General features: G+C 68.4%; 28 protein-coding genes. 17 read left to right on the top strand and 11 right to left on the bottom strand.

Annotated elements, in window-relative coordinates; translation table 11 throughout:
- Positions 1 to 494 (bottom strand): histidine phosphatase family protein (locus ACFQ4E_RS03175; RefSeq protein ID WP_386801470.1); only part of this gene is annotated, 494 nt, incomplete at its 3' end.
- Positions 485 to 1273 (bottom strand): adenosylcobinamide-GDP ribazoletransferase, encoded by a 789-nt coding sequence (locus ACFQ4E_RS03170; RefSeq protein ID WP_386801469.1) that lies wholly within the window; start codon positions 1271 to 1273, stop codon positions 485 to 487. The genes ACFQ4E_RS03175 and ACFQ4E_RS03170, both read right to left, overlap by 10 nt.
- Before the next feature lie 92 nt (positions 1274 to 1365).
- On the opposite strand from ACFQ4E_RS03170, the gene ACFQ4E_RS03165 reads away from it, so the two are divergent.
- From ACFQ4E_RS03165 to ACFQ4E_RS03100, 14 genes are all read left to right on the top strand, one after another.
- On the top strand, positions 1366 to 2700 hold the full coding sequence (locus ACFQ4E_RS03165; RefSeq protein WP_386801468.1) for an MBL fold metallo-hydrolase: 1335 nt from the start codon (positions 1366 to 1368) through the stop codon (positions 2698 to 2700).
- Between the two features lie 31 nt (positions 2701 to 2731).
- Positions 2732 to 3769 carry an alanine racemase gene (gene alr / locus ACFQ4E_RS03160; protein WP_386801467.1) on the top strand — a complete coding sequence of 346 codons (1038 nt, stop codon included), beginning with the start codon at positions 2732 to 2734 and terminating at the stop codon, positions 3767 to 3769.
- A gap of 21 nt (positions 3770 to 3790) precedes the next feature.
- Entirely contained in the window at positions 3791 to 4171 is a 381-nt protein-coding gene (locus ACFQ4E_RS03155) for a hypothetical protein (RefSeq protein ID WP_386801466.1), read from the top strand.
- Between the two features lie 162 nt (positions 4172 to 4333).
- The gene (locus ACFQ4E_RS03150; protein WP_386801465.1) at positions 4334 to 5221 is read left to right on the top strand and encodes a DNA repair protein; all 888 of its coding nucleotides are present in this window, start codon (positions 4334 to 4336) and stop codon (positions 5219 to 5221) included.
- Positions 5222 to 5276: 55 nt separating this feature from the next.
- Positions 5277 to 6647, top strand: coding sequence for a DNA repair protein RadA (gene radA, locus ACFQ4E_RS03145; RefSeq protein WP_386801464.1), 1371 nt, complete (start codon positions 5277 to 5279; stop codon positions 6645 to 6647).
- A gap of 33 nt (positions 6648 to 6680) precedes the next feature.
- A complete protein-coding gene (locus ACFQ4E_RS03140) occupies positions 6681 to 7277 on the top strand; it encodes a CvpA family protein (RefSeq protein ID WP_386801463.1) in 597 nt (198 codons plus the stop codon).
- 145 nt (positions 7278 to 7422) lie between these two features.
- Positions 7423 to 8901, top strand: coding sequence for an amidophosphoribosyltransferase (purF, locus tag ACFQ4E_RS03135; RefSeq protein ID WP_386801472.1), 1479 nt, complete (start codon positions 7423 to 7425; stop codon positions 8899 to 8901).
- 12 nt (positions 8902 to 8913) lie between these two features.
- Positions 8914 to 9468, top strand: a complete 555-nt coding sequence (locus ACFQ4E_RS03130) for an SMI1/KNR4 family protein (RefSeq protein ID WP_386801462.1) — start codon at positions 8914 to 8916, stop codon at positions 9466 to 9468.
- Positions 9469 to 9546: 78 nt separating this feature from the next.
- On the top strand, positions 9547 to 10107 hold the full coding sequence (locus ACFQ4E_RS03125) for a DUF2199 domain-containing protein (RefSeq protein WP_386801461.1): 561 nt from the start codon (positions 9547 to 9549) through the stop codon (positions 10105 to 10107).
- A gap of 112 nt (positions 10108 to 10219) precedes the next feature.
- The gene (locus ACFQ4E_RS03120; protein WP_386801460.1) at positions 10220 to 10480 is read left to right on the top strand and encodes an amidophosphoribosyltransferase; all 261 of its coding nucleotides are present in this window, start codon (positions 10220 to 10222) and stop codon (positions 10478 to 10480) included.
- 32 nt (positions 10481 to 10512) lie between these two features.
- A complete protein-coding gene (locus ACFQ4E_RS03115; protein WP_386801459.1) occupies positions 10513 to 11160 on the top strand; it encodes an SDR family NAD(P)-dependent oxidoreductase in 648 nt (215 codons plus the stop codon).
- 112 nt (positions 11161 to 11272) lie between these two features.
- Positions 11273 to 12055, top strand: a complete 783-nt coding sequence (gene surE / locus ACFQ4E_RS03110) for a 5'/3'-nucleotidase SurE (protein ID WP_386801458.1) — start codon at positions 11273 to 11275, stop codon at positions 12053 to 12055.
- On the top strand, positions 12052 to 12696 hold the full coding sequence (locus tag ACFQ4E_RS03105; protein WP_386801457.1) for a protein-L-isoaspartate(D-aspartate) O-methyltransferase: 645 nt from the start codon (positions 12052 to 12054) through the stop codon (positions 12694 to 12696). Before surE ends, ACFQ4E_RS03105 begins: the two co-directional genes overlap by 4 nt.
- Positions 12697 to 12775: 79 nt before the next feature.
- On the top strand, positions 12776 to 14053 hold the full coding sequence (locus ACFQ4E_RS03100) for a peptidoglycan DD-metalloendopeptidase family protein (RefSeq protein WP_386801456.1): 1278 nt from the start codon (positions 12776 to 12778) through the stop codon (positions 14051 to 14053).
- A gap of 69 nt (positions 14054 to 14122) precedes the next feature.
- Here ACFQ4E_RS03100 and ACFQ4E_RS03095 read toward each other — a convergent pair whose 3' ends face one another.
- Genes ACFQ4E_RS03095 through ACFQ4E_RS03080 form a run of 4 tightly spaced genes read right to left on the bottom strand, consistent with a single transcriptional unit; the run spans position 14123 to position 16548 of the window.
- Positions 14123 to 14959: an ATP-binding protein gene (locus tag ACFQ4E_RS03095; RefSeq protein WP_386801455.1), complete on the bottom strand. Its 837-nt coding sequence runs from the start codon at positions 14957 to 14959 to the stop codon at positions 14123 to 14125.
- Complete coding sequence (tatC, locus tag ACFQ4E_RS03090; RefSeq protein WP_386801454.1) at positions 14956 to 15876, bottom strand: twin-arginine translocase subunit TatC; 921 nt, start codon at positions 15874 to 15876, stop codon at positions 14956 to 14958. Before tatC ends, ACFQ4E_RS03095 begins: the two co-directional genes overlap by 4 nt.
- Positions 15873 to 16328: a Sec-independent protein translocase protein TatB gene (gene tatB / locus ACFQ4E_RS03085; RefSeq protein WP_386801453.1), complete on the bottom strand. Its 456-nt coding sequence runs from the start codon at positions 16326 to 16328 to the stop codon at positions 15873 to 15875. The genes tatC and tatB overlap by 4 nt, the downstream gene beginning before the upstream one ends.
- Before the next feature lie 4 nt (positions 16329 to 16332).
- Positions 16333 to 16548, bottom strand: coding sequence for a twin-arginine translocase TatA/TatE family subunit (locus ACFQ4E_RS03080; RefSeq protein ID WP_386801452.1), 216 nt, complete (start codon positions 16546 to 16548; stop codon positions 16333 to 16335).
- 210 nt (positions 16549 to 16758) lie between these two features.
- Here ACFQ4E_RS03080 and ACFQ4E_RS03075 point away from each other — a divergent pair, with 210 nt between their 5' ends.
- Positions 16759 to 17424 (top strand): helix-turn-helix transcriptional regulator, encoded by a 666-nt coding sequence (locus ACFQ4E_RS03075; protein ID WP_386801451.1) that lies wholly within the window; start codon positions 16759 to 16761, stop codon positions 17422 to 17424.
- Between the two features lie 294 nt (positions 17425 to 17718).
- Here the strand turns inward: ACFQ4E_RS03075 and ACFQ4E_RS03070 are convergent, their stop codons facing one another.
- Positions 17719 to 18804, bottom strand: coding sequence for an ABC transporter ATP-binding protein (locus tag ACFQ4E_RS03070; RefSeq protein WP_386801450.1), 1086 nt, complete (start codon positions 18802 to 18804; stop codon positions 17719 to 17721).
- A gap of 215 nt (positions 18805 to 19019) precedes the next feature.
- On the opposite strand from ACFQ4E_RS03070, the gene ACFQ4E_RS03065 reads away from it, so the two are divergent.
- Positions 19020 to 19445, top strand: a complete 426-nt coding sequence (locus ACFQ4E_RS03065) for a c-type cytochrome (protein ID WP_386801449.1) — start codon at positions 19020 to 19022, stop codon at positions 19443 to 19445.
- A 15-nt stretch (positions 19446 to 19460) separates the two neighbouring features.
- Here the strand turns inward: ACFQ4E_RS03065 and ACFQ4E_RS03060 are convergent, their stop codons facing one another.
- The 4 genes from ACFQ4E_RS03060 to ACFQ4E_RS03045 all read right to left on the bottom strand — a co-directional run bounded on the left by ACFQ4E_RS03060 (position 19461) and on the right by ACFQ4E_RS03045 (position 22150).
- The gene (locus ACFQ4E_RS03060) at positions 19461 to 19643 is read right to left on the bottom strand and encodes a hypothetical protein (RefSeq protein ID WP_386801448.1); all 183 of its coding nucleotides are present in this window, start codon (positions 19641 to 19643) and stop codon (positions 19461 to 19463) included.
- A 65-nt stretch (positions 19644 to 19708) separates the two neighbouring features.
- Entirely contained in the window at positions 19709 to 20257 is a 549-nt protein-coding gene (locus ACFQ4E_RS03055; protein ID WP_386801447.1) for an RSP_2648 family PIN domain-containing protein, read from the bottom strand.
- Positions 20254 to 21459 (bottom strand): RSP_2647 family RNA methyltransferase, encoded by a 1206-nt coding sequence (locus ACFQ4E_RS03050; protein ID WP_386801446.1) that lies wholly within the window; start codon positions 21457 to 21459, stop codon positions 20254 to 20256. The genes ACFQ4E_RS03055 and ACFQ4E_RS03050 overlap by 4 nt, the downstream gene beginning before the upstream one ends.
- 37 nt (positions 21460 to 21496) lie before the next feature.
- Positions 21497 to 22150, bottom strand: a complete 654-nt coding sequence (locus ACFQ4E_RS03045) for a DUF6778 family protein (RefSeq protein ID WP_386801445.1) — start codon at positions 22148 to 22150, stop codon at positions 21497 to 21499.
- Between the two features lie 401 nt (positions 22151 to 22551).
- Between ACFQ4E_RS03045 and edd the strand changes: the two genes are divergently transcribed.
- Positions 22552 to 24357 (top strand): phosphogluconate dehydratase, encoded by a 1806-nt coding sequence (edd, locus tag ACFQ4E_RS03040; protein WP_386801444.1) that lies wholly within the window; start codon positions 22552 to 22554, stop codon positions 24355 to 24357.
- The last annotated feature ends 23 nt before the right edge of the window (positions 24358 to 24380 follow it).

Raw genomic sequence — 24380 nt, 5'->3', positions numbered from 1 at the left:
CGCGCCTCACCAAAGCCAGGCCGCGCGTCCCAGCCGGCCGGATCGCCCGCCGCGACGAGCGCGGCCTTGATGCAGCCCGCATGGGTGACCACCAGTGCCGCATCGGGCGCCGCCGCAAGCGCGCCCGATATCCGCGCGGCCAGTTCCGCAACGCTCTCGCCGCCATGGCCCGCGAAGCCGTGGAAATCCGCCGCCCAGGCATCGAGCTCGGCCCGCGGGATCGCGTCCCAGGCGCGGCCCTCCCAGCGGCCGAAATCCATCTCGATCCAGCCCGGCACGAGCCGCAGCCGCACCCCGAACCGCGCCGCCGCGCGCTCAGCCAGACGGCGGCAGCGCGTGAGCGGTGACGAGATCACTTCCGAGGGGCGCGCGAGCCGCGCCAGCGCCGCGTCGGCCTCTGCCTCGAACCCCTGCGGTAGCGCCAGATCGGTCCGGCCGTAGCAGGTGCCCGCCGCGACCTCGGGTGTCGTGTGGCGCAGAAGCGTCACACCCACGCGAGGACCCCCAGCAGGCAGAAGCTCTCCGCCAGGACGCAGATCGCGCCCAATCCGTCGCCGGTATAGCCGCCAAGCCGCGCCTTGAGCCGCCATGCCATCCAGAGCGCCGCGGCGCCCCCGAGCGCCAGACCGGTCCAGAGGCCGCCCCCGAGCACCGGCCCGGCCAGCGCCATCACCAGGACCAGAACCGCGCCGCCATGGATCAGCGACCGCCCGCCCGCCTCGGGCACCGCGAACTTGGCCGATCCCGCGCGGGCATAGTCGAGCCGCCAGATCGCCAGCACCATCGCGAGCCGCCCCACCACCGCCGCCAGGACCAGCGCCGCCGCGCCGACCGCAGGCGTCGCGCCGCCAAGCACGACCGCCCGCAGCCCCAGGGCGAACACCAGCGCCAGAACGCCATAGGCACCGATCCGGCTGTCGCGCATGATCTCGAGCGCCCGCTCCCGGCTCTGCCCGCCTCCAAGACCGTCGGCGCAATCGGCAAGACCGTCCTCGTGCAGGCCGCCCGTCACCCAGACCCCGGCGCCGAGCGCGAGGACCGCGGCCACGGGTGCCGCCCAGATCTGCGCCGCACCCCAGAAGGTCAGCGCCGACAGCATCCCCACCACCAGCCCCACTGCCGGGTAGAAGCGCGGGCTCTGCGCGAAGAACACCGGGTCATAGGCGGTGCCCGGCAGGAGCGGCAGCCGGGTCAGGAACTCCAGCGCCAGCGCGAAGCGCGTCCAGTCCCGGCCAAGGGGCCCGCGTGTCTCACTCTCTCGTCTCTCCATCATCCGCAGGCTTACGCCGCGCCGCGCCTCAGCCGCAAGCCGCGTTGCATCGCGGCGGCACTGACGCCAGAAAGGGGCCGCGACAAGGAGAGCCCATGCCCGAGATCGAGTTCGTCAACCACGCGTCCGTCCTGATCCGCGAAGGCGGCACAGCACTGCTGACCGACCCCTGGTATTCCGGCCCCGCCTTTCACAAGGGCTGGCGGCTCCTCCACGAGACGCCCGAGCCCGAGATCGAGGCGCTTCTCCACCGCGTGACCCATATCTGGATCAGCCACGAGCACCCGGATCACTTCTCCATCGGGTTCTTCAAGCGCTGGGGGCCGCTTCTGAAGGAGCGCGGCATCGCGTTCCTGTTCCAGAAGATCGCCGACCAGCGGGTCGCGGATTTCCTGCGCGGCCAGGGCCTGCCGCTGACGGAGCTGGCCTTCGGCACCGAGCATGCGCTGCCGGACATGTCCGTCACCTGCCTCAAGGACGAGTTCTACGATTCGCTCCTGTCGGTGCGCGCGGGCGGGCGGCATATCCTCAATCTCAACGACTGCAATATCGGCACCGAAGAGCGGGCCCGCGAGGTGCGCGACGCGGTCGGGACCTGCGACATCCTCCTGACCCAGTTCAGCTATGCCGCGTGGAAAGGCGGGCGCGAGAACCGCGCCTGGCGCGAGGAAGCGGCGCAGGAAAAGCTCGCCAATATCCGCGTGCAGACCGAGATCCTCGAGCCGGGCCTCGTGATCCCCTTTGCCAGCTTCGTCAGCTTCGCCCATGAGCGGAACCACTATCTGAACGATGCGGCGAACCGGCCCGAAGACGTGGTCGCGGCCTTCGAGGGCGCGCCTTTCGCGGTTCAGGTGATGAAGCCCGGAGACGTGACGAACGGCACTCCAGACAGGGCTGCGAGCGACGCTGCCATCGCCTGGTGGGCCGAGGTCTATGCCCGCGATGTCCCGCTGATGACCTACGAGACCAAGTCGGAAGACGCGCTTCGGGCCGCCTTCTCCGGCTGGGTCGACCGGGTCGGTCGCAACAATTCCCGCCCGAGCATGCGGCTTGCGCAGGTTCTGAGCCCGATCCGCGTCTTTCAGCCCATCGCCATCCGGCTCGACGATACCGGGACAACCTGGCGCGTGGACCCGGCGCGCGGAACGCTCGAGACCACCGAGGCCGCGCCCGACCTCGTCATGCATTCCGAGAGCCTGTGGTTTCTCTTCTCCAATTCCTTCGGCTTCGACACGCTCACCGTGAACGGCACGCTGGAAGAGGACGCGCCCGGCGGGTTCTCCCGCGCCGCGCGGTCTCTGGCCATCGAGAACCTCAACAACCTCGGCATCCGCTTCGGCCCCGGTCTCGTGTTCGAGCCGGCGGTGATCGGCGCGTTTCTGGAGCGGCTCGCCAAGGTCCGGCGCAAGATGGGACGCGGAAGCGCTTGACGTAGCGGGAAATCCCGCGACGTTTGCGGCCATGACCTGCCCGATTCTCACCGTCGATCTCGGCGCGCTCGCCACCAACTGGCGCAACCTCGCGGCCATGAATTCCGGCGAAACCGCCGCCGTGGTCAAGGCCGATGCCTACGGTCTCGGCGCCGCACGCATCGCCAGGAAGCTCGCCCGCGACGGCGTGCGCCGCTTCTTCGTGGCCCTGGCCGAAGAGGGTCTGGCGCTCCGCCGCGCGCTTGGCGACGGCATCGAGATCTGCGTCTTTTCCGGCCATATGGAGGGCGACGCGCCGATCATCGCCGAGGCACGGCTGGTGCCGATGCTGAACTCCATCGACCAGATGCTGCGCCATGTCGAGACGCTGCCCGGCCATCCCTTCGGCATCCAGCTCGATTCGGGCATGAACCGGCTCGGCATGGAGGTCGGGGAATGGGAGGCGCTGCGCGAGATCGCGCTCGAGCAAAGCCCGCGCGTGGTGATGAGCCACCTCGCCTGCGCCGACGAGCCCGACCATCCGATGAACGCGCAGCAGCTCCGCGCCTTCCGCGAGATGACCGACGGCATCGCCGCGCCGCGCTCGCTTTCGGCGACGGGCGGCATCCTCCTGGGGCGCGACTACCATTTCGACCTCGCGCGGCCGGGGATCGGGCTTTACGGCGGTCTGCCCTTCGTCGATGCCCAGCCGGTCGCGCAGCTCGACATCCCCGTCATCCAGATCCGCGACGTCGCCCCCGGCGAGACCGTGGGCTACGGAAATTCCTGGACGGCCGAGGCTCCGACCCGCGTCGCGACCATCGCAGCAGGCTATGCCGACGGCATCATCCGCGCCATGGGGCCCGAAGGTCATGTCTACGCGGGTGAGACACGCTGCAAGATCCTCGGGCGCATCTCGATGGACCTGATCGGCATCGAAGTGACCGCCTGCCCGCGCGCGCCCGAAAGCGTCGAGCTTCTGGGGCGGCACCAGTCCATCGACACCCTGGCCGATTGGGCCGGGACGATCGGCTATGAAATCCTCACCTCTTTGGGGAACCGCTACGCCCGGCGCTATGTTGGCGGTTAGACCGCTCGAAGGGGCCCCGCGATGCAGTTCCAGCCGGACCCGATCCTTGTCGCACTGATCTTCGCCAAGCGCTTGGCCTGGCTGCCCGCGCTCGGGATCCTGGCGCTCCTGCGGACGCTTCTGGCCAAGGGCGCCTCGCGCGGTGTCGCGGCGCTGGTGTGCCTCGCGTCGCTGATCCTCGCATCCGGCATCCTCGCCTCCTCGATGGGGCTTGCGGGGGCTTGGGTCCAGACGGTGGCGCGAACCGTCGCCATGGGCGGCGGATGGATCGTGCCCGGGCTTCTGTCGGCGGTGTTTCTGACCACCGCGATCCTGCCGGGACGGCGCGCGATCTGGATCGATGCTGTCCACGTCTTGGGCCTTGCCGCCATCGCGGGCCTCTGGGGCGTCAGCCAAATCTGACAGGTGAGATTCGGCGCTCTCACCCAATAAAACAAAGGGAAATGTCCAGCGCTGCCGCGCAGCAGGAAAGTTTTCGGCGAAATTTTGCCAAAAATACTGTAAGATTCTGAAATTGGACTAATTGGTTTGTTCACGACTAATAATTTCTCGGAGATTGCCCCCATGACCCAGGATATCCGCTCAGTCCTGCTCCTGCTGCGCTCGGTCATGCAGTACGTCGCTTTGGTTCTCATCGTCACCGCAACAATCGGCCTTGTCGGCTACACCATGGCCTCGGCCCTGGGCTATGCCCCGTGGCTGTCGATGCCGCTGTCCTTCGGTGGCACCGTGTTCCCGCAGGCCGGGATCGCGGTTCAGATCGCGCTCGCGGTCCTCGCGCTCAGCCTCTGTTTCTACCTGCCCGCGAACGGGCGCATGATGGCGCTGGAGAAGTCCCACCGCTCCTTCCACATCGGGATGCAGGATGTCGCCAAGGCCTATCACGCCGCGCATGCCGCCGACCGCAAGGGACTCTTCAATCTCCGCTCCGAGTTCGATTCCGTTCGCGAACGCATCGCCTTCCTGCGCGAGCATCCCGATCTGGGCGCGCTCGAGCCCTCGGTGATCGAGGTCGCGGCGCAGATGAGCCACCTGTCGCGCGAGCTTGCGACCGTCTACTCCGACCAGAACGTCGCGCGCGCCAAGGATTTCCTCTTGCAGCGCCAGCACGAGATCGAGGCTTTCACCTCGCGGATCGACCGCGCCAAGCTTGTCACCTCCGAGCTTCGGGTCTGGATCGACAAGGTCGAGATCGAAGAGGCCGTCGCGGATGCCCAGCTTGCGCGTCTCTGCGACGAGCTGACATCGATCCTGCCGGAGCTGCCCGCTGACACCGAAGAGATGCTGCGCCAGGAGGCGGAGACCCACCGCACCGAGACGCCGGAAATCGAAATAGAACACCCCGCCAAGGCCCCTCAGGCCGAGCCGCCCCTCCGCGTCGCCGCATCGGTTGCCGCCGCTGCCGCGAACGACAAGGTCACGCCGCTGTCGCTGGAGCGCGCTGCCGAATAACAGAGCCGCGCCGCTCGCGCTTGCGGGCGGCGCGGCTTCGCGCCAAAAGCGATGCATGGCCAAATCCGCCCCCCAATTCGCCTGCACCGCTTGCGGCAACGTCACCTCGAAATGGTCCGGCCGCTGCGACGCCTGCGGCGCGTGGAATACCATTCACGAAGAACGCCCGCTCTCCTCGTCGGGCCCCGCTGCCAAGAGCCTCGGCAAGGCCCGGGGACGCGCCGTGGCGCTGTCCGATCTCGGGATCGACGAGCCACCGCCGCCGCGCACCTCCTCGGGTCTCTCGGAACTGGACCGCGTGCTGGGCGGCGGCCTCGTTCCCGGCTCGGCGGTGCTGGTGGGCGGCGATCCCGGCATCGGCAAATCCACGCTCCTTCTGCAGGCCGCCGCGGCCTTCGCGGGCGCCGGTCTCAAGGTGATCTATGCCAGCGGCGAGGAAGCCTCGGCCCAGGTCCGGATGCGCGCGCAACGGCTGGGCCTCAGGGACGCGCAGGTGCAGCTCGCCGCCGAGACGAACCTGCGCGACATCCTCACCACCCTCGATGCCGAAAAGCCCGAGCTGGTGATCATCGACTCGATCCAGACCATGTGGGCCGACAATGTCGACAGCGCGCCCGGCAGCGTCAGCCAGGTGCGCGCCGCCGCCCATGAGCTGACCACCTTCGCCAAGCGGCGCGGCTGTTCGGTGATCCTCGTGGGTCATGTCACCAAGGAAGGCCAGATCGCCGGTCCCCGCGTGGTCGAGCACATGGTCGACACCGTGCTCTATTTCGAGGGCGAGCGCGGCCACCAGTTCCGCATCCTGCGCGCGGTGAAGAACCGCTTCGGTCCCGCCGACGAGATCGGCGTCTTCGAGATGACCGGCGCGGGCCTGAGCCAGGTCGGCAACCCCTCGGCGCTGTTCCTGTCGGAGCGCGGCACGCCCGCGCCCGGCTCCGCGGTCTTCGCGGGAATCGAGGGCACCCGTCCGGTTCTCTGCGAATTTCAGGCGCTGGTGGCGCCCACGCCCCACAGCCAGCCGCGCCGCTCGGTCGTCGGCTGGGATGGCGGGCGGCTTGCGATGATCCTCGCCGTGCTCGAGGCGCGCTGCGGCATCCCCTTCACCGGTCTCGATGTCTATCTCAACGTCGCGGGCGGCATGCGCATCACCGAACCGGCAGCGGATCTCGCTGTGGCGGCGGCGCTACTCTCGGCGCGCGAGGACAGCGCACTTCCGCCCGAGACTGTCGTTTTCGGGGAAATCAGCCTATCAGGAGCGCTGCGCCCGGTGGCGCAGGCCGAAAACCGGTTGAAGGAAGCGCAGAAACTTGGTTTTACACGCGCGATCGTGCCCGCTGGCGGATCGGCGCGCGACACATCGGGGCTGACGCTCACCGAAATGGGCGATCTGGCATCGGTCGTAGGCAGCATTTTCGGCGCCGGATAAGCGCGCCCGGGACGAAGAGAAGGCAGAGCGGTCATGGAAGGGTTTACTGTCGTCGACGGCGTCGTCGCGCTGGTGATCGTGGTCTCGGCGCTTCTCGCCTATTCCCGCGGCCTCGTGCGCGAGCTCATGGCCATTGTCGGCTGGGTCGCCGCAGCGTTCCTGGCCTTCCTCTTCGCCGATCAGGTTCAGCCGCTGGTCAAGGAGCTGCCGGTGATCGGCCAGTTCCTCAACGACAGCTGCGAGCTGTCGATCATCGCCGCCTTCGCGATCGTCTTCGCGGTGGCGCTGATCGTGGTGTCGCTCTTCACCCCGCTCTTCTCCAGCATCGTGCAGCGCTCGGCACTGGGCGGTCTCGATCAGGGTCTGGGTTTCCTCTTCGGCGTCGCCCGCGGCATCCTTCTCGTGGCCATCGCCTTCTTCGTCTACGAGACGGTGATCACCGCCCAGGACATCCCGATGATCGAGGACAGCCGCTCCGCGGCGGTCTTCTCGCAATTCACCGACCGGATCGAAGAGCAGAACCCCGACCAGGCGCTCGGCTGGATCACCACCCAGTACGAAGAGCTTGTCGGCATCTGCGAAGCGCCCGCCGATCCGGCGGCGCCCGAGCCCGCACCGACCGGCAATTGAGGTGCGCGTGGCGCGACCCCGCGTCACGCCCCTGTTGCATCGCAGCACAGCCGACTATCTGACTTCGTGACACGCCTGTGACGAACCCTTATGAGGGGCTCGACTCGTCCCCAGCATTCGGAGCTGCCGCCCGATGACGCGCAAAATGCCTCCTGCCCACCCGTTCGATTTCGACGCACTCGATGCGGATGACGACAAGCTCAAGGAGGAGTGCGGAATTTTCGGCGTCGTCGGCGTGGCCGATGCGGCGAATTTCGTGGCCCTCGGGCTGCACGCGCTCCAGCATCGCGGCCAGGAGGCGGGGGGCATCGTCTCCTACGATCCAGGACAGGGCTTCAACTCGGCCCGCCGCTTCGGCTATGTCCGCGACAACTTCACCTCGCAATCGCTGATGCAGACCCTGCCGGGCGAACTGGCCATCGGCCATGTGCGCTACTCGACCGCCGGATCGAAGGGCCAGACCCAGATCCGCGACGTGCAGCCCTTCTTCGGCGAGTTCTCCATGGGCGGCGCCGCCATCGCCCATAACGGCAATATCACCAATGCCAACGCGCTCCGCCGCGAGCTGATCGAGCGCGGCTCGATCTTCCAGAGCTCGTCGGACAGCGAATGCATCATCCACCTGATGGCCCGCTCGCTCCAGCGCGACATCCCCGCGCGGATGGAGGATGCGCTGCGGCGTGTCGAGGGCGCGTTCTCGGTCATCGCCATGACCCGCACCAAGCTCATCGGGGTGCGCGATCCGCTGGGCGTCCGCCCGCTCTGTCTCGGCAAGATCGGCGACGGCTGGGCGCTTGCCTCCGAGACCTGCGCGCTCGACATCATCGGCGCCGAGTTCGTGCGCGAGATCGAGCCGGGCGAGATGGTCGTGATCACCGCCGAGAAAGGCGTCGAGAGCCAGCGGCCGTTCCGCCCGCAGCGCCCGCGCTTCTGCATCTTCGAGCATGTCTATTTCTCGCGCCCCGATTCGATCATCGGCGGTCGGTCGGTCTACGAGACCCGCCGCCAGATCGGCGTGGAGCTGGCCCGCGAGGCGCCGGTGGATGCCGATCTCGTCTGCCCGGTGCCCGACAGCGGCACCCCCGCCGCCATCGGCTTCGCGCATGAGTCAGGCATTCCCTACGGCATGGGCATCGTGCGCAACCAGTATATGGGCCGCACCTTCATCGAGCCGACCGAGCAGATCCGCAACATGGGCGTGCGCCTCAAGCTCAACGTCAACCGCGCGCTCATCGAGGGCAAGCGGGTGATCCTCGTGGACGACTCGGTCGTGCGCGGCACCACCAGCCGCAAGATCAAGGAGATGATCCTCGACGCCGGCGCGGCCGAGGTGCATTTCCGCATCGCGAGCCCGCCCACGGCCTGGCCTTGCTTTTACGGCGTCGACACGCCGCAGCGCGAAAAGCTCCTGGCCGCGACGATGTCCGAAGAGGAGATGCGCGAACATCTCGCCGTCGACAGCCTGCGCTTCATCTCGCTCGACGGGCTCTACCGGGCCGTGGGCGAGGCCAAGGGCCGCGACGCCTCCTGTCCGCAATATTGCGACGCCTGCTTCTCGGGCGAATACCCGGTGGAGCCGTCGGACCAGATCGAACAGGGCTTCCGCCTGAAAGCGGCGGAATAGGCGCCCGCGCCGGTGGCACACACCGCGCCGACCCTGACCGACCGCCTAGGCGCCGCGGCCCAGGACGCGGCGCCCCGCCCGCCGATCGCGCAAGACGCGCTCGACGAGATCGAAGCCACGCTCGGGCTGACCTTTCCCGCGATCCTGCGCAGCGTCTGGACCGAGCTCGCCAATGGCGGCTTCGGCCCCGGCTACGGGCTTCTGGGCATCGGCCCCGACGGCTATCCGGACGATCTCGGACAGACCGCGGATACGCGCTATCGCACCGACCGCGCCGATCCCGGGTTCGACTGGCCCGAAGGCCTCCTGCCGATCTGCCATTTCGGCTGCGCCGTCTATCACTGCGTCGATTGCCGCACCGGCGAGATGCTGATCTGGGAGCCCAACGCCTGGGACGACGCCACCCCGCCCGCGACCGCGCTTTATGTCTCCGGCATCCAGCTCGAGGACTGGTTCGCCGCTTGGGCACGTAACGGCGCGCTCGACATGTATCTCCGACCGGACAGCACCGGCCCGGATGGCTTTCCCAGAAGCCTTGCCGATCTCCGCGCCCGGTCGGACCCGTAACCCACCCCCGCAGCTTCTTCTTTTTCCAAATACGCCTCACCACGGCCCAGCCTGGACAGACCTTCGACAGGAGCCCCCATGTCCCTTCTCGACCTCGACGCCCGCTGGCGCAGATTGCATGACGAGAGCCGCAGCTGCCCCTGCTGCGGACGGCAGTTCTCGGGCCTGATCGACCTCGGCTACGACCATCCCGACGACTGGCCGCACGGTCATCGCGACGACCGCCCGGATGTCCAGGTCGGAGGCGACCGGCTGACCGCCGATCTCTGCCGTCTCGACGGGCGCTACTTCATCCGCTGCACCCTGCCGATCCCGATCCGCGGCTCCGACGAGCGCTTCTCCTTCGGCCCCTGGGCCGAGACCTCCGAGGCGCTCTTCCGCGCCTATCTCGGCACCTATGACGACCCGCCCGGCACCTTCGAAGGCGGACCCGCGCTTCTGGCCAACGACCTGCCGGGCTTCGGCGAGATCGGCGCGGCACTGCGCCTCGAGCCCCGCGACGCGGCCACGCGGCCGGAGCTTTTCGCCGAGGACGGGCCGCTCCGCGACGCGCAAACCCAGGGGCTGTCCTTCGACGCGCTTCTCGACCTCTATGCCGAAGCCGGACACGACATCCGGCCGCATCTGCAGCAGGACTGAGCGGCCTCCCGCCGGTGCCTGAGGCATCCTGTCACGCCCCCTCTTCCGCCCTTCGCATCCGCAGCATAGATCCCTCGCAAACGTGCAACACTAGCTTGGACAGGAGCGAGGAATGGCACAGGAACGCACCCCTGCACATGTCGCCGCGACCGCCACGGTCGAGGCAGACATCAATCTGCGCGACATCGTGCTTTTGGGCACGATGGGCACCGAAAGCGCCCCCGAGGCGCTGATCCGCCTGCCGAACGGCGAGACCGCCAAGGTCGCGCCCGGCAGCAAGGTCGGCAACGAGACAGTCGCCACCATCGACGACGGCCGCGTGGCGCTGTCGCGTGGCGGCACCGCGCATTGGCTGGAGATCCCGGGCAGTTGACAGCGCCCGCTGCGCTTGTCACTGAGCGCGCCATGACCACACATGTCGCCATCGTCACCGGCGCCTCGCGCGGCCTGGGCTTCGCCCTGGCCGAGGCCTTGTCGGACACCCATCACGTCGTCGCCGTCGCCCGCACCGTGGGCGGGCTCGAGGATCTGGACGACCGCATCAAGGCCCGTGGCGGTGCCGCGACGCTCGCGCCCATGGACATCACCAAGGCAGACGCCATGGCGCAGCTCTGCCGGTCGGTTCATGACCGCTGGGGCGCCGCCGCGCTCTGGGTCCACACCGCCGTCCATGCCGCGCCGCTCTCGCCCGCCGATCACATCGCGGCCAAGGACTGGGCCCGCTCGCTCGAGACCAATGTCACGGCGCTCGGCCACCTCGTGCCCTATTTTTCGGCGCTTCTGGGTCCCACCGGCAAAGCCGTCTTCTTCGACGATCCGCGCGGCGGAGAGAAGTTCTTCGGCAGCTACGGCGCGACGAAAACCGCCCAGATCGCCTATGCACGGAGCTGGCAGGCCGAGACCGTGAACACCGGGCCGTCGGTGCGGATCCTGAGCCCCTCGGCGATGCCGACCGCCTGTCGCGCCCGCTTCTTCCCGGGCGAGGACAAGAGCGCGCTCGCCAAGCCCGCCGAGGAAGCCGCGCGCCTTCTGCCCGAGATCCTCGCGGACTGACGGCGCGCCGCGCGCCGCCGCAGCGCACCATCGGCACACGCAAGGGGTTCGGCGGTCGCTTGCCGAGACCCGCGTTCCCCTTTATCCAAACTCAAAGCCTCTCGGAGCCCCCATGCGCATCCTTCTGACCAATGACGACGGCATCAACGCCCCCGGCCTCGCCGCGCTCGAAGAGATCGCCGCCGAGATCGCCGGTCCCGGCGGCGAGGTCTGGACGGTCGCGCCGGCCTTCGAGCAGTCGGGCGTCGGTCACTGCATCTCCTACACCCGGCCGATGATGGTCTCGGAGCTGGCACCGCGCCGCTACGCGGCCGAAGGCAGCCCCGCCGATTGCGTGCTCGTGGGCGTGCACGACATCCTGCGCGGGCAGGACATCGATCTCGTGCTCTCGGGCGTGAACCGGGGCAACAACTCCGCCGAGAACGTGCTTTATTCCGGCACGCTCGGAGGGGCGATGGAGGGCGCGCTGCAGGACATCCCGTCGATCGCGCTCTCGCAATATCTCGGCCCCGAGAACATCCACGAGCCGGACATGTTCGAAGCCGCGCGGGCCCATGGCGCCGACACGATCCGGCGGCTGATGGACCTGCCGCGCTCGGACGGGCCTTACCGGCTTTTCTGGAACGTCAATTTCCCGCCGGTTCCGGCGGCCAAGGTCAAGGGCATCCGCGCCACCGTGCAGGGGCGCCGCCCCGAGACCGGCTTCTCGGTCGAGCCGCAGCTCTCGCCCGCGGGACGGCGGTTTCTCTGGATCCGCGGCGGCGACCAGCGCCGCGCCACCGCGCCCGGAAGCGATGCGCAGGCCAATCTCGAGGGCTATGTCAGCGTCACGCCGATGCGGGCGGACCTGACCGCCCATGACGCGCTCACCGATCTCGAGGCAGCGCTGGGATGAGCCCCGACGCGGAGCGCAAGATGCAGTTCCTCTTCGCGCTCCGCTCCAAGGGCGTGACCGATGCCCGCGTCCTGGGCGCGATGGAACAGATCGACCGCGCCGCCTTTATCCGCCACTATTTCACCGACCGCGCCTGGGAGGACATGCCGCTGCCCATCGCCTGCGGGCAGACGATCTCGCAGCCCTCGGTGGTCGCGCTGATGACGCAGGCGCTGCAGGTCAGTCCGCGCGACACGGTGCTCGAGATCGGCACCGGCTCGGGCTACCAGGCGGCGGTGCTCTCCTGCCTGGCGCGCCGGATCTATACCGTCGACCGGCACCGTCGGCTCGTGCGCGAGGCGCTGCCGATCTTCGAGGAGATGGGACTGACCAATATCACCGCCTTCACCGCCGATGGCAGCTTCGGCCTGCCGGACCAGGCGCCCTTCGATCGCATCCTGGTGACCGCCGCTGCCGAGGACCCGCCCGGGCCGCTCTTGGCCCAGCTCAAAATCGGCGGTATCATGGTGTTGCCCGTTGGCCAGTCCGATGCGGTGCAGAAGTTGATCCGGGTGACCCGGACCGAGCGCGGCTTCGACTACCACGAACTGCGCGAGGTGCGCTTCGTGCCGCTGGTCGAAGGTCTCGGCAAAGACAGTTGAGGGCCGGGACCCGGCCCACCCGGACGCGTCGAACAACAAGGCGCGCCGGAGACGAGGATATCGAGCGAGGATTTCGCCCATGCATTCGCCCCTGACGCGTCACGGCCCCTTCCCGTCCCGCCGCACCGCCCGGCTGGGCGTCCTGCTCCTGGGAACCGCAGCGCTCGCCGCCTGTTCCGGTCCGCTCGACCTCGATCTGAGAGGACGGATGGGAGGCACCGTCGACACTGCCGGCGCGGCGGTCAGCGCCACCGAGACCCGGCCCGCGCCCGATGCGCGCGGTGTACTCTCCTATCCCAATTACCAGGTGGTGGTGGCGCGGCGCGGCGACACCGTCGGTGAGGTCGCAAGCCGCATCGGCCTCAACGCCGACGAGCTGGCCCGCTACAACGGGATGAGCGCCAGCGATCCGCTGCGCGGCGGCGAGGTCCTGGCGCTCCCGAGCCGGGTTGCCGAGCCCTCGCCCGCAACCGGTGCGGCAAGCACCGGGCCGATCCGTCCGGCGGGCCAGATCGACATCTCTACGCTGGCCTCCGGCGCCATCGCCCGCGCCCCCGAGACGGCGGCCACGCCCGCGCCCTCCCCCCAAGGCGGCTCAGGGGTCGAGCCGATCCGGCACCAGGTCCGCCGCGGCGAGACCGCCTTCACCATCGCGCGGCTCTACAATGTCTCGCCGAGCGCGCTCGCGCAGTGGAACGGTCTCGATGCGAATTTCACCGTGCGCGAAGGCCAGTTCCTGCTGATCCCGGTGACCGTGCAAAGCGCCGCCGCACCGGTCGTCAGCGAGACCCGCGTGCCGACACCGGGAACCGGGTCTCCGACGCCGCTGCCACCCTCGGCCACGACACCGCTCCCGGCCGCCGTGCCGCCGCCGGTCCGCACCGCGGAGGCACCGACGCCCGCACCGGCGGCCAGCACCACGACGACAGCCGCTGCTCCCACGCCCGCCGCGGCACCCGCGCCAAAGCCCGAGATCGGGCCGGTCACGAAACCCGCGACGACCAGCTCCGCGGCGATGACCATGCCGGTCCAGGGCAGCATCATCCGCGAATACGCACGCGGCCGGAACGACGGCATCGACATCGCCGCACCTGCGGGCACCGCGGTCAAGGCCGCCGCGTCCGGCTCAGTCGCGGCGATCACCACGAACACCGACGGAATTCCGATCGTGGTGATCAAGCATCCCGACAACCTTCTGACCGTCTACACCCATCTCGACGGGCTCTCGGTCAAGAAGGGCGACGCGGTCAGCCGTGGCCAGACCATCGGCAAGGTCAGGGCGGGCGATCCGGCACGGGTGCATTTCGAAGTGCGCGACGGGTTTGATTCCGTTGATCCGATGGCCTACCTGCGCTGACGGTTTCCGAACCGGAAACCGCGCGAATTCCGGTTCGGAATTCGCCAGCCCACGGTCGGACCGGAAGACTTAAAGCGAGACCCCGCGCCGCCCGGCCAGATCGGTGAAATACTGCCAGGCCACGCGGCCCGACCGCGCGCCGCGCGTTGCCTGCCACTCGATCGCCTCGGCGCGGAGCGTCGCGTCGTCGATCTCGACCCCGTGGGCATCGCAATAGCCGCGGATCATCTCCAGATAGTCGTCCTGCGAACACGGATGGAAGCCCAGCCACAGGCCGAACCGGTCCGACAGCGAGACTTTCTCCTCCACCGCCTCGGACGGGTTGATCCCCGAGCTCCGCTCGTTTTCGATCATGTCCCGCGGCATCAGGTGGCGCCGGTTCGAGGTCGCGTAGAAGAGCACGTTCTCGGGCCGACCCTCGATCCCGCCATCGAGCACCGCTTTCAGCGATTTGTAATGCTGATCGTCATGGCTGAAGGACAGGTCGTCGCAAAAGAGCAGGAACCGGTGCTCCGCCCCGCGCAGCACGTTCAGGAGCCGCGCCACCGAAGGCAGATCCTCGCGCTGCAGCTCGACGATCTTCAGCGCCTCGCCCTCGGCCACGAGCTTGGCATGCACGGCCTTGACGATGCTCGACTTGCCCATGCCTCGCGCGCCCCAAAGAAGCGCGTTGTTTGCCGGGAGCCCCCGCGCGAACTGTCGCGTGTTGGCGAGAAGCGTGTCGCGCGTCCGGTCGAGCCCCACCAGCAGCGACAGGTCGACGCGGCTGACCTCGGGCACCGGATCCAGACGGTCGGGATCGGCATGCCAGAGAAACGCGTCGGCCCGGTCGAAGTCGGGCACTGGTGCGGGCGCCGGGGCGAGCCGCTCGAGCGCCGCCGCGATCCGTTCCAGCGGATCGCTCACGATTTCGCTCCGTCCTCGGGCTCGCCGTCATCCTCGTCGAACTCGCGCATCAGCGGGTCGTCCTCGGGATCGCTGTCCTCGTCGAACCAGAGCCCCTGCGCGCGCAGCTCCGCCTCGCGCTTCCGCTCGACCCGGCGCACCAGGAAGATGGAGATCTCGTAAAGCCCGTAGACCACGACGAAGAGGATGATCTGGGTGATCACGTCGGGCGGCGTCACCACCGCGGCGAGGACCAGGATGCCCACCACCGCGTATTTGCGCACGTCGCCGAGGCCCCGCGACGACACCAGCCCCGCCTTGCCCATCAAGGTCAGAAGAACCGGCAGCTGGAAGCAGAGCCCGAAGGCCACGATGAACTTCACCGTCAGGTTCAGGTATTCCTGCGCCGAGCCCTGGAAGACCACCGAGAGCGGCGCGGTGTTGTCGAGCCCGTCCGCGACCACCTCGCCGCCATCCGCCCCGAACTGCTGGAAGCCCAGGAAGAAGTCATAGGCGAGCGGCGTGACCACGTAGAAGGCGAAGGCCGCGCCGAGGAAGAACATGAAGGGCGAGGCCACGAGGAAGGGCAGGAACGCGCCCTTCTCGGATTTGTAGAGCCCCGGCGCCACGAACCGCCACATCTGGTTGGCGATATAGGGGAAGGCCAGCATGAAGCCGCCCAGGAAGGAGATCTTGATCGCGACGAAGAAGCCTTCCTGCGGGCTGATGAAGATCAGGTCGCAATCCTGCCCGCGGCTCGCCAGCACCTCGCACAGGGGCGCGGTCAGGAAATTGAAGATCGGGGTCGCGACGCCGAAGCAGATCACCATGCCGATGATGAACGCCACGACGCAATGGATAAGCCGCGTGCGCAGCTCGGCCAGATGCTCGATCAGCGGGGCGGAGGTGTCCTCCAGCTCGTCCTGTGGCGCGCTCATGCGGTGCCCTGGTCCTTCTCGCCGTCACCGAGTGCGGCTTCCATGTCCTCGGCCTTCTTCATCGCCTCTTCGGCCTCGCGCTTCTTGCGCTCGGCGGCGGCGCGGGCCGTGGCGGCTTCGACCTTCTTGCGGGTCGCGTCCTTCTTCTGGTCGGCGACCTTCTTCTTCTCGGGGTCGACCTCGACCTGGCTCAGCGATTTCGCGGCGTCCTTGACCCCGTCGAAGGCCGAGGCCATCGGGTTGGCGGCCGTCTTGAAGGTCTTCTGCACGTCGCGTACGCCGCTTTCATCCGCCGCCTCGTTCATCGCGCGGCTGAACTCCCGCGCCATGCCCTTGGCCTTGCCGACGAAGCGGCCGACATTGCGAAAGAGCACCGGCAGGTCCTTCGGACCGACGACGATCAGCGCGACGACGCCGATGACCAGAAGCTCGCTCCAGCCGAGGTCGAACATGGTCTCAGACCTTGTCTTTCTCGCTTTCGGGCGTCACGTCCTGAGCGGTCTCGGCCTTGTCGTCCTCCAGCTCCTTGGTGCCTTCCGACACGCCTTTCTTGAACGCGGTGATGCCCTTGCCGACCTCGCCCATCAGCGACGAAATCTTGCCGCGGCCAAAGAGCACCAGCACCACCACGGCGATGAGAAGAAGGCCCGGCAGGCCGATATTGTTGAGCATGATCTCTCTCCTCGAGCGACGCGCCGCCCCTGTCGGCGACTGCGGAATCCAATCGCGTGTCTAGCCGGATCTGCCCCCCTCGAAAAGCGCTGGCAGAGGGGTTTGGTCGGCGTTTCGGCGCATTATTTGACCTCTGATTGTCAAGAGCTTGTCAGTTGACAGGTTTATGTCAGTATCGACGCTCTCGTTCCAGCGAATCGGCCCTCCGTCTTGTCCCGCACCGACCGGCTTTTCGATCTCATGACGCGGCTCAAGGATGGCCGCCTGCACCGGGCCGAAGACCTGGCGCGCGAGATGGGCGTGTCGGTCCGGACGATCTACCGCGACATGGACACGCTCGCGGCCTCGGGCGTGCCGGTCGAGGGCGAGCGCGGACAGGGCTACACCGCCCGCGCGGCGATCACGCTTCCGCCGCTGAACCTGACCGAACCGGAGCTCGAGGCGCTGCAGCTGGGTCTCGCCGCTTTGGCCGAAAGCGGTCTCGAAGATCAGGCCGCCGCCGCGCAGAGCCTCTCGCAGAAGATCGAGGCGGTCCTGCCCGAGGAAACCGGCCAGGCCGCCCGGCGCTTCGGCTTCGCGACCCGCGGTTTTGCCGAAGCCGCGCGCGGCTTCCGTTTCATGCCGGCGGTGCGCGCCGCGATCCGCGCGCGCCAGAAGCTCAGGGTGCGGCTCGCGGGGGCTGAGAAGCCGCACGATCTGCGGCCGCTGCATCTCGACTACTGGGGACGGGTCTGGACCTGCGTGGCCTGGGACGAGACCAGCGAGCGGTTCGAAACGATCCGTATCGACCATATCGAGACGCTCGCTCCCCTGCCCGGCCTCTTCGTGGACGAGGTCGGCAAGCGTTATGCCGATTACCTCGCCACGCGCGACTGATGCGACCGTCGGTCCCTGACGCATACCGATTTACTCAGAACACTTGGAACCGACGGCCGCTTCCGCTTGCGCGGACACACAGGTGAAGCCCGCGGCGAACGGCACCGGGGCTTCCACTCGTTACACCTCGGCAATCGGCCCGAGGGGGCCAGGCCTTTCGCCGGTTACGTCTCTATCCACGAGAGATCGCGCGCCGAGGTTTCACGCAGGTGCAGAAAAATTTTTCGAGCTTGGGTCGCGGTCCCGTCGACGGCGGATCAAGTGACCCGGTCGGGCGGGCGGCGCGATCGCGCCTTATCCGCCGCTTGGGAACACGAAGCAGCGGTCGCGCCGCACAGACAGCCACATCGGCGTGCCGGTCTTCGGCAGAAACACGTTGGGCACCGTCGCTTTCAGCACCTGCCCGTCATGGTCGAGGCGGAACTCAACAAGGCTCTCGGACCCCATGAAACGCGCCCGTTCGACCACCGCACGGGCTGGCGTGCCCTGCAGCGCGGTCGGGTTGGGACCGCGCCCCGCCCGGTCGAAATCGATGCCGACATGCTGCGGACGGAAGACGATATCGACCCGCGCGCCATCCGGCAGACCCGGCGCGAGGAACTGGCCGAAGGGCGTCTCGGTCAGCGCGCCGCGCACCGTTCCGGTGAGCACGTTGATATCCGAGAAGAACGCCACCGCCGCCTTGTCCGCGGGCGCGTTGTAGATGTTGTAGGGCGCGCCCCGCTGCACGATCCGGCCATCGCGCATCAGCGCGATCTCGTCGGCCATGCGCATCGCCTCTTCCGGCTCGTGGGTGACCAGAAGGACGCTGGTGCCCTCTTCCTTGAGGACCGCGAGCGTCTCGTCGCGGATGCCGTCGCGCAGGCGGTTGTCGAGGCCCGAGAAGGGCTCGTCCATCAGCATGATCCGGGGCCTCGGCGCGAGCGCCCGCGCCAGCGCCACGCGCTGCTGCTCGCCACCCGACAGCTCGTGCGGGTAGGCGTCGATGTGATGAGAGAGGCCGACCCGTTCGAGCAACGCCGCCACCCGGGCGCGCTGCTCGGGTTTCGGGCCGCGCAGACCGAAGGCCACGTTCTCGGCCACCGAGAGATGCGGGAAGAGCGCGAAGTCCTGGAACATCAGACCGATGGAGCGCCGCTCGGGCGGCACCCGGAAAACCGTGTCGCAGACGAGCTGGCCATCGACATGGATGGTGCCCGCGTCCTGCATCTCGACGCCCGCGATCATCCGCAGAGTCGTCGACTTGCCGCAGCCCGAGGGGCCGAGAAGACAAATGACGTGACCGGGAAGGATCGACAGAGACACGTCGTCCACCACCCGCCGCCCTTCGTAGGAGCGGACGATGTTGCGGATCTCGAGCCTGGGTACCGGGGCCGTCACGCGCTGCCTTTCGCCTAGAGTCCGATCAAAACCATCGGATTTCCGGGGAGGTAGCAGCCCCTCCGCCCGCTCGCAAGACCACCCGTCACCCCCCGCGCGCATTGGGCGCGGGGGGTGACGGGACGGGTCCGGACAGCCGTTGACCAGGATCAAGGCAGCCGCGCAGCCCGCATCCTAGGCTAAAAGCTCGGGCGAGACAGAGAGGGAGGACCACCATGACACGACATTCGACGGTTTTGGTCTGCGCTGCGAGTTTGGCGCTCGGGCTCGCGGGGCCGGGCAGCGCGCAGGAGATCGGGCGCGACAGCTTCATGGCCCATTGCGCGGTCTGCCACGGCTCGGACGGGACCGGTCACGGGCCGATGGTCGATCTCCTGAAATCCGCGCCGAGCGATCTCACCACCATCGCCGAGCGCAATGGCGGGCGGTTTCCGATCCAGGCCGTCTACGACCTCATCGCCGACTCGGGCCGGCCCCCCGGTCACGGCACCAGCGAGATGCCGATCTGGGGCTCGCGCTTCAACGCCGAGGTGATCGCCAGCGAAGGCGAATACGGAGGGACCGCGACCGGCGTGCCGACCGCCCAGGCGCGCATCCTGGAGCTGGTGTTCTTTCTCGCCACGATCCAGACGCCGATGTGAGCCGCGCCAAGAACCCTATCGGCGCGGCGGATCGGTCAGGAGGTTGATCACCGTCGCGCCGACGATCCAGATCGCCAGCATCAGGAAGGTCGCGAGCCATGGCGAATAGAGCTGGCCGACATAGCTACCAAGTCCGGCAACCAGACCGACGGCGCCGTTTACCCCTTGCAATTCCCGGCGCTTGTTCCTGAAATTCATCTCGGCGCTCCCCCTGTCATGGGACCACCCTAGTCTCGGCAGAGGCGACGCCGCCTTGATCTCGGTCAGACCACTGCGCTCACGGCCTTGGCCAGCCGTGGCAGCTTGGCCTTCTTCAGAAGCGGTCGCATCTCCCAGGGCTCGCCCGAGAGCCGCCGTGCCTCGGCCAGGACCCGGTCGCAGACCGAGGTCACGAGTTCGGGCCGGGCCTGGAAATGACCCAGCAGAAAGCCGTCGGGATCGGCGCGCGAGAGGCCTTCCTCGGCCAGCGTGCCGCGCGGGAAATCCTGAGCGTTGAGCGTGAGGATCACATCGGCGCTGCCCGAGACTGCCGCGGCCAGCACATGCACGTCCGACGGATCGGGCAGCCAGAGCCGTGCTTCCAGCCCCGGCGCGGCCGGCACCTCGGCACACGGCCAGTCGATCCGGAGCCGCGCGATCTCGCTCTCGGCCTGCGCCATGCCCTGGGGTCCGAGCTTGCGCGCCGCGCGCCGCCATTCCTCGAGGATGCGGGCGGACCAGAGCGGCGTGAAGGCGCCGGTGGAGGCAACGCCCAGGAGCACCTCCCGCATCACCGTCGGGTAGAGCACGCAGGTGTCGAGCAGGACCTTCACAGCCGGAAAAACAGCGCCTTGAGATAGCCCGACTCGGCCAGTTGCGGCAGAAGCGGATGGTCCGGCCCGGCAAAGCCGGTATGGACGAGCTGCGCGCGCCGCCCGGCCCGGCCGATGCCGCGCAGGCAGGCGCCGGTGAAGGACGACAGGTCCGCGGCATGGCTGCACGAGCAGAGCACGAGATAGCCGCCCTCCTCGACCAGGGGTGCCGAGAGCCGCGCCACACGCTCATAGGCCCTAAGCCCCGCTTCGAGCGCGGGTTTGGCGGGTGCAAACGCGGGCGGGTCGCAGATCACGACGCCGAACCGCTCGCCCTCCTCGCCAAGCGCGGTCAGCGCGTCGAAGGCGTCGCCCTGGCGGGTCGCGAAGCGCTCGGACAACCCCATGCGCGCCGCGCCGTCCTCTGCCAGCGCCAGGGCCGATGCCGAACCGTCGACCGCGAGCGCCTCGGTGGCGCCACCGGCGAGCGCGGCCAGCGCGAAGCCCCCCACATGCGAAAACACGTCGAGCACGCGCTGGCCCCGCGACAGCCGCGCGGCGAAGCCGTGGTTCGGACGCTGGTCGTAGAAGAGACCAGTCTTCTGCCCGCCGGTCAGATCGGCAAGATATATCGCGCCGTTCATCTCGACCGCGACCGGAGCCTCGGGCGCGGCCCCGAGGAGCACCGCATCCTCGGCATCGAGCCCTTCGAGCTGCCGCCCGCGACTGCCTGCGTTCTTGAGGATGGTGGTCACACCCGTCGCCTCGGCCAGCGCCTCGGACAGCGGTCCGATCATCGCGTCGGCCCAGGCGGCGTTCGGCTGGAGCACCAGCGCGTCGCCGAAGCGATCGACGATCACGCCCGGAAAGCCATCCGCCTCGGCATGGATCAACCGGTAGAACGGCGCGTCATAGAGCCGCTCGCGATGGGCAAGCGCCCGCGCCAGCCGCGCCCGGAGCCAGTCGGCATCGATCCTCGCGTCTTCGTCCCGGTCGAGCACGCGCGCCGCGATCTTCGAGGCGGGCGTCACGCCGACCCAGGCGAGGAATCGCCGCTCGGCGTCCTCGAGCCGCGCGATGGTTCCCGGCGCGAGCGCCTTGGTGCGGCGGTCGAGCACAAGTTCGTTGGCATAGACCCAGGGAAAGCCGCGGCGGATCGCCTGCGGCTTGGCCTTCGGGATCAGGCGGATGGTCGGGGCGTCTGTGGCGGAGGGCGGCGTCATGCTGCCCTCATAGCCGCAGTCGCGGCGGCTGGAAAGCTCAGCCGTTGAGCGCCTGGACAAGGCCGAGGCGCGCGTTCTGATGCCCGCCGGGCTGGCGCAGCTCGTTGCGGATGACCTGGGCCAGATGCGCGGTGAGCCGCACCTTCTGGGTCTGGCCCGCCGCATCCGCCGCGATCGCCGCCGCGCCCCCGAGCGCAAGGAGATCGGCCTCGACCGTGCGGGTCTTGCGCAGGACCGCGCCCGTCGACGGATCGCGCAGCGTGATGTCGAAGACGATCCGGTGCACGCCGCCGGTCGTGTAGCGCGCCTTCTCGGTCAGTCCGTGGAACCGCCGCAGCGTGATCTCGGCCCGCGCGGGCGCCCCCTGCCCCAATGTCGGCTGGCTCGCCGCAAGCCCCGCCTCGAAGAGCGCCTTGACCTGCTGGTGCCGATTGCCCGGCAGATCGCCGCGCCAGACGATATCGCCCTTGGGCAGGTAGGCATTGGCCTCCGACACCACGAGATACTCGGGCACCGACACGTCGAACCCGGTCAGCGCGAAGAGCTGCGCAGGTGCTGCGGCGGTGGGATGTTGGAGGGTCATCGCATCGCGCGTCACGAGGGTATCCGCGCGGGTTGCCGTGTCGACCTGGCCGCAAGCCGTGAGGCCTGCCAGCCCGATCAGGGCGAGGAGCTTCTGCACACCGGTCATTGTCTCACCTTTCTGGTCAGAGCGATTTATGAATTGCACTACAGCCGCTCAAATCGGGCCAGAATGAGGAGCGATTGGCACGAATTCGCGCCATTTTGCCCGGGATCCCCCCGGAATGCGGCGGTTTGCCCGCATTTGCTCCTGATCGGCGGCAAGCGAAATCGACATTGTTGACGTGAGACTGCCCTTGCAAAAACCGGTCCGCAAGCGCGGCGCCGCCCCCGGAAGATGCCGCAACGGCACGTCGAACCGGCCTCACCGGAGAGACACGACAGGCGACGTGCCCGCGGACTTTACTGTTAGCGCTAACCGCGCTAAATGATCTCTCGACGCATCGCGGGCACACCGGCCGCACCGATGCAGCGCCACCTATTCCGGCCGCGCCATAGCAGGAGAACGCCATGAGCCTGAACGCCACCATCGCCAAGGTCACCGAACGGATCGAGGAGCGCTCCGAGACGCGCCGTGCGACCTATCTCGACCGGATGAGCCGCGCTGCCGAGGAAGGCCCGCGCCGCGCCCATCTGAGCTGCGGCAACCAGGCCCATGCCTATGCAGCGATGGGCGGCGACAAGGATGCGCTCGCCGCCGGACGCAGCCCCAATATCGGGATCGTCACAGCCTATAACGACATGCTCTCGGCCCACCAGCCCTTCGAGCGGTTCCCCGATCTCATCCGCGAGGCCGCGCGCGGCGCAGGCGCCACCGCGCAGGTCGCAGGCGGCGTTCCGGCCATGTGCGACGGCGTCACCCAAGGCCAGGTCGGCATGGAGATGTCGCTCTTCTCCCGCGACGTGATCGCGCTCGCCGCCGGTGTGGCGCTCAGCCACAACACCTTCGACGCGGCGATCTATCTCGGTGTCTGCGACAAGATCGTCCCCGGTCTCGTCATCGCCGCGGCGACCTTCGGCTACATCCCGGGCGTGTTCCTGCCCGCGGGCCCGATGACCTCGGGCCTGCCCAACGATCAGAAAGCCAAGGTGCGCCAGCAATTCGCCGCCGGAGAGGTCGGGCGCGACGAGCTGATGAAGGCCGAGATGGAAAGCTATCACGGCCCGGGCACCTGCACCTTCTACGGCACCGCCAACTCCAACCAGATGCTGATGGAATTCATGGGCCTGCACCTGCCCGGCGCGAGCTTCATCAACCCCAACACACCGCTCCGCGACGCGCTGACCGTGGCCGGCACCGAACGCGCCGCCGAGATCACCGCGCTCGGCAACGACTACCGCCCGGTCTCCGAGATCCTCGACGCCAAGGCTTTCGTGAACGGCATCGTCGGTCTGATGGCCACGGGCGGGTCGACCAACCTCGTTCTGCACCTGCCCGCCATGGCCCGCGCCGCCGGGATCGAGCTCGAGCTGCAGGATTTCGACGAGATCTCCAATGTCACGCCGCTGATGGCCAAGGTCTATCCGAACGGCCTCGCCGACGTGAACCATTTCCACGCCGCGGGCGGGCTCGGCTACATGATCGGCGAGCTTCTGAAGGCCGGGCTCTTGCACGAGGACGTCCACACCGTCGCGGGCGACGGGCTGTCGCTCTACACCCAGGAGCCGCGCCTGACCGAAGGCCGCGTCACCTACGCGCCCGGCGCGGGCGAGACGCAGAACGACAAGATCCTGCGCCCCGCCTCGGATCCGTTCCAGAAGACCGGCGGCCTCCAGCAGCTCGGCGGCAATCTCGGCCATGGCATGATGAAGACCTCCGCCGTCGATCCCTCGCGCCATGTGGTCGAGGCCAAGGCCCGCGTCTTCCAGGACCAGGAGTCGGTCAAGGCCGCCTTCAAGGCCGGCGAGTTCACCGAGGACACGGTGGTCGTCGTGCGTTTCCAGGGCCCCTCGGCCAACGGCATGCCCGAGCTGCACTCGCTCACCCCGACCCTCGCCGTCCTGCAGGACCGCGGCCTCAAGGTCGCGCTCGTCACCGACGGGCGGATGTCGGGCGCCTCCGGCAAGGTGCCCTCGGCGATCCATATCTCGCCCGAAGCGGCCAAGGGCGGCCCGCTCGCCCGGGTCCGCGATGGCGACGTGATCCGCGTCGATGCGGTCGAGGGCACGATCGACTGCCTCGCCGAGGATTTCGACAGCCGCGAGCCGGTCCAGGCCGACCTGACCGACAACGGCCACGGTGTCGGGCGCGAACTCTTCGAGGCCTTCCGCCAGAATGTCGGCCTCGCTTCCAACGGCGCGGCGGTGGTGGTCTGACCACCCAAGCTGCTTCTTCTTTT

Origin of the sequence: Litorisediminicola beolgyonensis, from assembly GCF_042679605.1 — a bacterium.
GTDB lineage: Bacteria > Pseudomonadota > Alphaproteobacteria > Rhodobacterales > Rhodobacteraceae > Litorisediminicola > Litorisediminicola beolgyonensis.
This window is presented reverse-complemented; position numbering and strand designations above follow the sequence as displayed.